Below are 8,253 nucleotides of genomic sequence, written 5' to 3'. Positions count from 1 at the left end.
ACCGCCGCGAGTGCGGCGGTGGCCCGGGAGCGGGGCAGCGGATCCAGACAGGATTTGGCGCGGTCGGCCTGGGCCGTGGCCCGGTCCCGCGCGGCGGTGAGCGCGCCGGTCGTCTCCAGCAGCTCGTGCACCGTCCTCAGCGCGTCGGCGGCGGGCAGGGCGCCGCCGAGTGCCGCTTCCAGCCGGGCGCGGGCCGGGGCGCCGGCCATGGCGTGGCAGAGCAGGACGGGGAAGGTGGGCCGGGCGGCCGCGATGTCGCTGAGCGCGGACTTGCCGGTGGTGCGGCTGTCGCTGGTGTACGGCAGCAGGTCGTCGTGCATCTGGAAGGCCAGCCCCAGATGTTCGGCGTAGGAGGTGAGCGCGTGCTGCTGGGCGGGGGATCCGCCGCCCAGGATCGCCCCGCCCCGGCAGGCGGCCCGGAACAGCGCCCCGGTCTTCAGGGCGCTCATGGTGAGGTACCGGTCGAGTCCACAGCCGAGGTCGCCCCTGAGTTCGCCCTCCATCGCCTGGCCGCGGCACAGATCGACGCCCGCCCGGGCGAAGACCCGTACCGCCCCGAGGACCCGGCCCGGCGGCAGCCCGCCGGCGTCCTCCGCGCCGTCGGTGAGCACGCCGAACATGCCCAGCATCAGGGCGTCCCCGGTGACGATGGCGTCGGTGGTGCCGTAGCGCGCCGCGACGGACGGCCGGCCCCGCCGCATGGTGTCCCCGTCGATGACGTCGTCGTGGACGAGGGATCCCACATGGAGGTACTCCACGCTCAGCGCGGCCGGGACGACGGCCGGTCCGCCGCCGCCCACCGCCTCGGCCGACTCCATGAGCAGCAGCGGGCGCAGCAGCTTCCCGGCCGGGAGCAGGGCGTACCGGGAGATCTGGTGGAGGCGTTCGGCCTCCCGCGGCCAGCGCCGGTCGAGCTCGCGCAGCAGGAGCTCCATGGTGGGGGCGGCCTCGGCCAGCGGGTCGGCCACCTCGGTGACCGCGACGTCGGGCGGGGTCACCGGGACGCCTCCCGGTACTTCCCGGCGAGCTCCGCGAACGCCTGGTTGGCCTCGGGCTCGGCGACGGTCACCCGTATCCCCTCGCCCGGTTTGCCGCACACCACCACGCCGTGGTCCGCGCAGAACTGGGTGAAGCGCTCCACACCGGACGTCATGGGCAGCCACAGGAAGTTGCCCTGGCTCGCGGGCGCCTCCCAGCCCTGGTCGAGCAGGATCCGGTGCAGCCGGTCGCGCTCCTCGGCGGTCTCGGCGCACTGCCGGAGCACCCGCTCATGGGCGCCGAGCCCGGCGATGGCGGCCTCCTGCGCCACGGCGCTCACCCGGTAGAAGGGCAGGATCGTGCGGAGCGGGGCGAGCACGGGCTCATGCGCCACGAGATAGCCGACCCGCAGGCTGAGCAGCCCGTACGACTTGGAGAACGTCCGTACCACACAGACCCGTTCGTCGGCGCGGTGCAGGGCGATGCCGTCGGCGATGGCGCCGGGGTCGGCGAAGTCCCGGTACGCCTCGTCGATGACGACGGTGACGTGTGCGGGGAGCCGGTCCAGGAAGCGAAGGATCTGGTCCTGCTCCAGCGCGGTGCCGGTGGGGTTGTTGGGGGTGCACAGGAGGACCATGCGGGTGCGGTCGGTGACCGCGTCGGCCATCGCCTTCAGGTCATGGTCGTATCCGGTGAGCGGCACCCGGACGGTGGTGGATCCGGCGTTGGCCGCCATCATCGGGTACGCCTCCCAGGAGGGCCAGGCGTGCACCGTGTCGGTGTCGGGTCCGGTGAGGGTGGAGAAGAGCTGCTGGAGCAGCGCGCCGGAGCCCGGTCCGGCGAGCACATGCTCCGGCTCCACTCCCAGATGTGCGGCGAGGGCCTGACAGAGCCCGCCGCCGAGGGCATCCAGGGTACGGTGGGCGGTCCGCGCGGTGCGCAGGACGGCGTCCACCACTTCCGGAAGCGGAGGGTGAACGGTTTCGTTGAGCGACATCTGATGGAAGGGATTGTTCTCCGCGACCACCGGAGTCATGCGATTCCAGCCATCATGCATCGGGCACCATCCATCCATTCCAGCGGGGGATTCGGGCGGAGGGAGGAAAGTCACCGCGCCCGGTTCCCGTTGCCGGTCCGGCCGGATCGGTGGGAAGGAAACCGTCGTGGGCGGGCTATGACCGTACGGTCAGCCAGTGCGGGTGGGGCCGTGTCCGATCGGTCAGTTCAATGGGCGAGTACGGGCGTAATCCGTCACCATGATTTTGACGGCCTATCGATCACGCGTCCAATTAAAGTCTTTCGGGAATTGATAAACGATTTCTATCTTCCTGTGGTGATCGAACTTCGCCAGCTCACCGTGCTCGCAGAGGTCTGTCGCTCCGGCTCGTACAGCGCCGCGGCGGACCATCTCGGTTACACCCAACCGGCCATCAGCTACCACATGCGCGCGCTGGAGCGTGCCGTGGGCGTGCCGCTGACGGTCAAGGCGGGACGGGGGGTGCGGCTCACGCCCGCGGGCCACAGACTCGCCGAGCGCGCGCGGGGAGTGCTGGCCGGGATGCGGGACGTGGAGAACGAGTTCGAGGCGCTCGCCGCCCGCACTCGTGGCCGGGTGCGGATGTCCTCCGTGCAGAGCGTCTGTGTCGCCGTGCTGCCCGCGGCGCTGGCCCGGCTGGGCGCCTCCCGTATCGAGGTGGAGGTCGAGCTGGGTCAGACCGCCTCCCATGACGCGTACCGGCTGCTGGACGCGGGCGAGACGGATCTGGCGATCGTCGCCGACGACGAGTCGGGAGAGGCGGCGGAGCCCGCGGCGACCCCGCTGCGCCGGGTTCCGCTGCTGGTCGACCGCCGCCATGTGCTGCTGCCGCGGGGCCATGCGCTCGCGGGGCAGCGCAGCGTCCGCCTCGCCGATCTGGCGCGGGAGCGGTGGATCCTGGAGCGGGACCGCGAGCGGCTGCTGCGGCGCTGCGCGGAAGCGGGGTTCGAGCCCCGGGTGGTGACCACGACCGATGACCAGGCGACGACCCTCGGTCTGGTGGGCGACGGGGTGGGGATCGCCCTGATGGACGGCCTCGGGCTGCTCCCCCGGCCCGATCCGCGGGTCGAGCCGCGTCCGCTGGACGACTGGCCCCGGCGCCATGTCTGCGCGCTGCTGCGGCCGGAGGCGGCCAGGGTACCCGCGGTGGCCGCCCTGCTGGAGGCGCTGCGGGCGGTGGCGGTCGAGCAGTCGGGGGGTGCGGTCGAGGTGGCGACGGCCTGACGCCGGGCCTATCGCATCCGGCGCCGGGGCCCTCTCATCCGCCGCGCACCAGGCTGTGGGCCCCTGTCACCCGCCGTGGGGAAGGCTCAAAGCCCCTCTCACTCACCCTGGGCCAGGCTCAGGGCCCGGGCGCCGGGGGCGCAGCTCTCGCGGAGGGCGGTCAGTTCGGCGGGCGGCAGGGTGGCTGCGGCCGTGCCCCGGCGGTCGCCGTCGAGCAGGGCGCGTCCGGCCGCCAGCCACTCCGGGAGGGGTTCCACCCCGAGGTGGTGGGCCAGCCGGGTGAGCTCGCGTTCGGGCGCGTCGAGAAGGCCCTCGTACGACAGGGACATCCGGATCGCGGCGGGGAGCCGCGACAGATGCCCCAGCCCCTCGACGATCGTGCTCGACCACAGCTCACCGAACTCGGCCACGGGTACCGACCGTTCGTACAGCGGCCGCAGATCGGCCTCGTCGTCGCTGAGCAGTGCCGCGAGACCGGACGGAAGGTCCTCGGTGCTCGTGGCGCGCTCCGTCATCAGCTGGATCAGCCGGAATCCGGGGTGGCGGCTCATGGAGAGCGCGCAGTCGGCGCCGTCCCGGTGGAGGTGGACGAACCGGGCCTCGGGGAAGACCTCCCTCAGCCGGGGCACCGAGCGCAGCGAATAGCCGGACCGCTCCACGACGGCCCGCCGGCCGAACCGTTCCCCCAGCAGCCCGAACAGCGCCCGGTAGTGATCGGCCACCGGCGCCGCGGGCCGTCGGGACAGCTCCGGCTCCAGGGCGTCGAACAGCGCGTCGGGGTCGTCGGTGAGATGAGGCAGCGTCATCATGCACACCGCCGGAATGCCACCGCCCGCCACCGAGAACCGCCCCTTGACATGCGGATACCGGTACTCGGGCAGCGGGATGCCGTCGCGGATGACGCGGTTGGCGAACGAGCGCGGAGTGGCGAGGATCCGCCAGAACTCCGCCCCGGTCAGCGGCGCCTCGGGCAGCGCGTCCGGCTCCAGCGAGGCGATCAGCTCGCTCACGCTCAACAGATCCGGATGCAGCCGCAGGATGCGCGACAGAACGGTCGAACCGCATCGTCCGGTCCCCACGACGAAGGTCAGCGGCCGTACGGTCACCCCAGGTGCCCCTTCCGTCTCCGACGACTACCGGCCTCCCTACCCATCGCCACTCCCGCGCACCCCCGCCACTTCCGTCACTCGTGGGATCCCTCGTCACCGGTGGTCTCCGCGGCGCTCTTGAGGTCGGCTCGGTGTGACCGTACGTTCCACCGGACGGCCACCGCAGGACACACCCCCCACACCGCGGGGTCCGACACTTGAGGCCGTCACCGCACCTTCAAGACCTTGGAGGAGCCATGCCCGCACCTGTGTTCAGCCGCCGTCACGGTATGCGCGCCGCGGCCGCGGCGGCCGTCGCGCTGCCACTCGCCTCCCAGCCGCAGAACGTGGCCGCAGCCGCCCCCGTCGCCCCGATCGCCCCCGCCGACGGTCCCCGGCTGGCCGTCATGACGTTCAATCTGCGCTACGCGAGCGACACCGAGCCCAACTCCTGGGGGCAGCGCCGCCCCGTCATGCGGGAGCTGCTGCGCCAGGCCCGGCCCCATCTGCTGGGCACTCAGGAGGGGCTGTACGGCCAGCTGCGCGACATCGCCCATGACCTCGGGCAGCGCTACTCGTGGATCGGCACCGGACGGATGGGGGGCAGCCGGGACGAGTTCATGGCCGTCTTCTACGACACCGGGCGGCTCGAACCCCTCGAGTTCGACCACTTCTGGCTGTCCGACACCCCGAATGTCATCGGCTCCAACACCTGGGGCGGGGCCGTGGTCCGGATGGTCACCTGGGTGCGCTTCCACGACCGGCGGACCGGCAAGGAGTTCTACGCGCTCAACACCCATCTGGACCACCACAGCCAGAACGCCCGTGAGCACTCGGCCGCGCTGATCACCGAGCGGCTCGGCGGTCTGGCCTCCGCGCTCCCCCGCATCGTGACCGGTGACTTCAATGTGGCGGCCCACGGCAACCCGGTCTACGACGCCATGCTGGGCGGCGGCACGCTGGTGGACACCTGGGATGCCGCCGAGCGGCGCGGCCCGCTGTACGGGACGTTCCACGGCTTTGGCCCGCTGGTCCCGGACGGCGACCGGATCGACTGGATCCTGACCTCACCCGGTGTGCGCACCCGCCACGCCGACATCGACACCTACTCGCGGGACGGCCAGTTCCCCAGCGACCATCTGCCGGTGCGGACGGTCCTGGAGCTGTAGCGCGGGGCTCCCTCAACGGCGGGCCAGGGCGGCCGGGCCACGGCGGCCGGGCCTCAGCGGCCCGGCCCCTCCGCGGAGAGCGCCCGCAGCCGCAGCAGGGTGGCCACGGCCAGCAGGGCCACACAGCCCGTGAAGATCAGCCCGGCGGACCGCAGCCCGACCACGACCGTGAGCGCGCCCACGCCGATCACCGGAATCGAGAGCGCCAGATACATCAGCACGAACAGGGCGGAGGTGACCTCGGCGCGGTGGTCGGCCGGGCTCCGTTCGGTCACCACCCGTACGGCCGCGTGGAACGACAGCCCCTGCCCGGTCCCGGCGATGACGGCCCCCAGCACCAGCAGTTCCAGTGACGCGATCGCGAGCGAGGCGGCGATGGCCGCCATACCGGCCACCAGCACCGCACATCCCCCGGGCAGCGAACGTCCCGGGCCCAGCCGCCGCCCCAGCGCCTGTCCGGCGATCGAGGCGGCGAACACGGAGAACGCCACGGCACCGGCGATCGCGAGATTGCGCTCCCCCTCCACCTCGCTCAGGAACGTGGGCGACACCGAGGTGAACAGGCCCAGCGTGGCGAAGCCCGCGAACCCCGCCATGGCCGCGGCCGCGAACGTCGAGCGCATCTCCCTGGGCACCCGCAGCCGCTGCGGCCTCAGCGGCGGGCGGCTCCACGTCCGTACGGTCTCCGGGAGGGTGAGCACCACGGCGGCGCCCACCGCCACCAGCACCAGGTCCACCACGAACACCAGCTTCAGCGGCGCCGGGGCGTACTGCGCCAGCACGCCCGCCAGCAACGGGCCGAGCCCGAGCCCGCCCAGGTTGGCCCCGGTCGCGAGGAGGGTGGCGGCACGGCGCCGATGCTCGGGCGCGAGCTCGATCACCGTCACGGTGGCGGTGCCGGTGGCCAGACCGGCGGACAGCCCCGACAGGGTGCGGCCCGCGAACAGCTCCGGCAGTCCCTGGGCGAGGAGGAAGCACACCGCGCTCAGCCCCGACAGCACCAGCGCGGCGAGCATGACGGGCCGTCGCCCGATGAAGTCGGACACACTTCCGAGCAGCAGCAGCGCGACGATGACCCCCGCCGCGTACACGGCGTAGATCACCGTGACCATGAACGAGGAGAAGCCGAACTCCCGCTGGTAGAGCGAGTAGAGCGGGGTGGGCAGCGTCGTACCGCACATCGTGACCACGAAGGCGTAGGCGGCCGCCAGGAACAGCCATCCCCGCTCCCCGTCGTCCACGTCACCGCGGCGGCTACCCATACGACCCGATTCCACCACAAAACACCTGTCCGTCAAACGCGGTGGCGCGCCGCCTCCTGCCTGGCGGGTTACGTGCGGTAGCGGGGCATCCCGTCATTCGGCCCTCATCGCATGCGGCAGGATGGCACCTTACGCCGGAGCCGTACACATGTACGCCCGGCACCGCCCGTAGAACCCAGGCACGAACAGGTGACAAGGTGAGACCACAGAACTCCAGACCGGAGGCCGCACCGACGACGGCATGCCGCACGGCCGCTTCTGACGCGCCTTCCGGTATAGCGGACGGTGGCCGATGAACCGGGCTCTCACCTTGCACGATGTCATCGTCGTCGGAGCGGCGCTGGTCTGCGGCGCGGCCGGTGGTGTGCTGTTGCGCGTGGCGCTGCGCTGGCTGGGTGAGCGGGCCCGGTCCACCCGCTGGAGCGGCGACGACATCATCGTCGACACGCTGCGCACGCTGGCCCCGTGGGCGTCGATGGCCGCCGGTGTCGCCGCCGCGGCCGCCGCGCTGCCGCTGACCCCCACGGTCGGCCATGACGTCAATCAGACGCTGAAGGCCGTGCTGATCCTGGTCAGCACGGTCACGGCGGCGCGGGTGGTGGCCGGTATGGTGCGCTCGCTGGCGCTGTCCCGCTCCGGGGTGGCGGGAACGGCCACCATTTTCGTCAACATCACGCGGATCGCCGTCCTGGCGATGGGTGTGCTGATCCTGCTGGAGACGCTGGGCGTCTCGATCGCACCGCTGCTCACCGCCCTGGGCGTGGGCGGTCTGGCGGTCGCCCTGGCCTTGCAGGACACGCTGGCCAATCTCTTCGCGGGGGTGCACATCCTGGCCTCCAAGACGGTGCAGCCCGGCCACTACATCCGGCTCAGCAGCGGGGAGGAGGGGTATGTGGTCGACATCAACTGGCGCAACACCGCGGTACGGCAGCTGTCGGACAACCTCGTCATCATCCCGAACGCCAAGCTGGGCAACACCATCATGACCAACTTTCACCAGCCCGAGCAGCAGATGTCGGTCATGGTCCAGGCGAGGGTCGGCTACGGAAGCGATCTGGACCATGTCGAGCGGGTGACCATCGAGGTCGCCGGGAAGGTGATGTCCGGGGTCGAGGGCGGGGTCGTCGACCACGAGACGAGTGTGCGCTTCCACACCTTCGGAGAGTCCGGCATCGACTTCTCGGTGTTTCTGCGGGCCCTGGAGTTCAGCGACCAGTACCTCATCAAGCATGAGTTCATGAAGGAGCTGCACCGCCGGTTCCGCGCCGAGGGCATCGAGATCCCGCTGCCCACGCGGACGCTCGTGCTGCCCGACCAGGACCGGGCCCCGCTGTCGGGCCGGCCCGCGATCTGACGTTCTCAGCCGTCAGCCGTCAGGGCAGCAACCGCCGCTCGGTGGCCACCGCCACCCCCCCGGCCCCGGGCGCGACCGCCACTTTGGCGTAGGAGACGCGCTCATGCGTCTGGTACGATGCCAGACAGAATAAAATGGCCCG

The 8,253-nt window shown here is 71.7% G+C and carries 7 protein-coding genes; 3 read left to right on the top strand and 4 right to left on the bottom strand.

Features of this window, described 5'->3' with window-relative positions:
* Together ACFXB5_RS29370 and ACFXB5_RS29365 are read right to left on the bottom strand one after the other, a co-directional pair.
* On the bottom strand, window positions 1-998 hold a 998-nt coding region (locus ACFXB5_RS29370; RefSeq protein WP_385213156.1), incomplete at its 3' end, for a polyprenyl synthetase family protein.
* Window positions 995-2,014: an aminotransferase class I/II-fold pyridoxal phosphate-dependent enzyme gene (locus ACFXB5_RS29365; protein ID WP_385213154.1), complete on the bottom strand. Its 1,020-nt coding sequence runs from the start codon at window positions 2,012-2,014 to the stop codon at window positions 995-997. The genes ACFXB5_RS29370 and ACFXB5_RS29365, both read right to left, overlap by 4 nt.
* Before the next feature lie 297 nt (window positions 2,015-2,311).
* Between ACFXB5_RS29365 and ACFXB5_RS29360 the strand changes: the two genes are divergently transcribed.
* Window positions 2,312-3,238 (top strand): LysR family transcriptional regulator, encoded by a 927-nt coding sequence (locus ACFXB5_RS29360; RefSeq protein ID WP_385213151.1) that lies wholly within the window; start codon window positions 2,312-2,314, stop codon window positions 3,236-3,238.
* A gap of 98 nt (window positions 3,239-3,336) precedes the next feature.
* On the opposite strand, the gene ACFXB5_RS29355 is transcribed toward ACFXB5_RS29360, so the two are convergent.
* Window positions 3,337-4,344 (bottom strand): sulfotransferase, encoded by a 1,008-nt coding sequence (locus ACFXB5_RS29355; protein ID WP_385213149.1) that lies wholly within the window; start codon window positions 4,342-4,344, stop codon window positions 3,337-3,339.
* A 239-nt stretch (window positions 4,345-4,583) separates the two neighbouring features.
* Here ACFXB5_RS29355 and ACFXB5_RS29350 point away from each other — a divergent pair, with 239 nt between their 5' ends.
* The gene (locus ACFXB5_RS29350; RefSeq protein ID WP_385213146.1) at window positions 4,584-5,495 is read left to right on the top strand and encodes an endonuclease/exonuclease/phosphatase family protein; all 912 of its coding nucleotides are present in this window, start codon (window positions 4,584-4,586) and stop codon (window positions 5,493-5,495) included.
* A 53-nt stretch (window positions 5,496-5,548) separates the two neighbouring features.
* Here ACFXB5_RS29350 and ACFXB5_RS29345 read toward each other — a convergent pair whose 3' ends face one another.
* Window positions 5,549-6,757, bottom strand: coding sequence for an MFS transporter (locus ACFXB5_RS29345; protein WP_385213143.1), 1,209 nt, complete (start codon window positions 6,755-6,757; stop codon window positions 5,549-5,551).
* 292 nt (window positions 6,758-7,049) lie between these two features.
* Between ACFXB5_RS29345 and ACFXB5_RS29340 the strand changes: the two genes are divergently transcribed.
* Window positions 7,050-8,111, top strand: coding sequence for a mechanosensitive ion channel family protein (locus ACFXB5_RS29340; protein ID WP_385213141.1), 1,062 nt, complete (start codon window positions 7,050-7,052; stop codon window positions 8,109-8,111).
* Window positions 8,112-8,253 lie beyond the last annotated feature (142 nt).

Source organism: Streptomyces sp. NPDC059455, from assembly GCF_042750115.1.
Classification (GTDB): Bacteria; Actinomycetota; Actinomycetes; order Streptomycetales; family Streptomycetaceae; genus Streptomyces; species Streptomyces endocoffeicus.
This window is presented reverse-complemented; position numbering and strand designations above follow the sequence as displayed.

Bases quoted from the DNA above. Each gene is read 5' to 3' on its own strand.
- ACFXB5_RS29345 (WP_385213143.1), bottom strand. From the start codon at position 6,757: ATGGGTAGCCGCCGCGGTGACGTGGACGACGGGGAGCGGGGATGGCTG.
- ACFXB5_RS29365 (WP_385213154.1), bottom strand. From the start codon at position 2,014: ATGACTCCGGTGGTCGCGGAGAACAATCCCTTCCATCAGATGTCGCTC.
- ACFXB5_RS29340 (WP_385213141.1), top strand. From the start codon at position 7,050: ATGAACCGGGCTCTCACCTTGCACGATGTCATCGTCGTCGGAGCGGCG.
- ACFXB5_RS29350 (WP_385213146.1), top strand. From the start codon at position 4,584: ATGCCCGCACCTGTGTTCAGCCGCCGTCACGGTATGCGCGCCGCGGCC.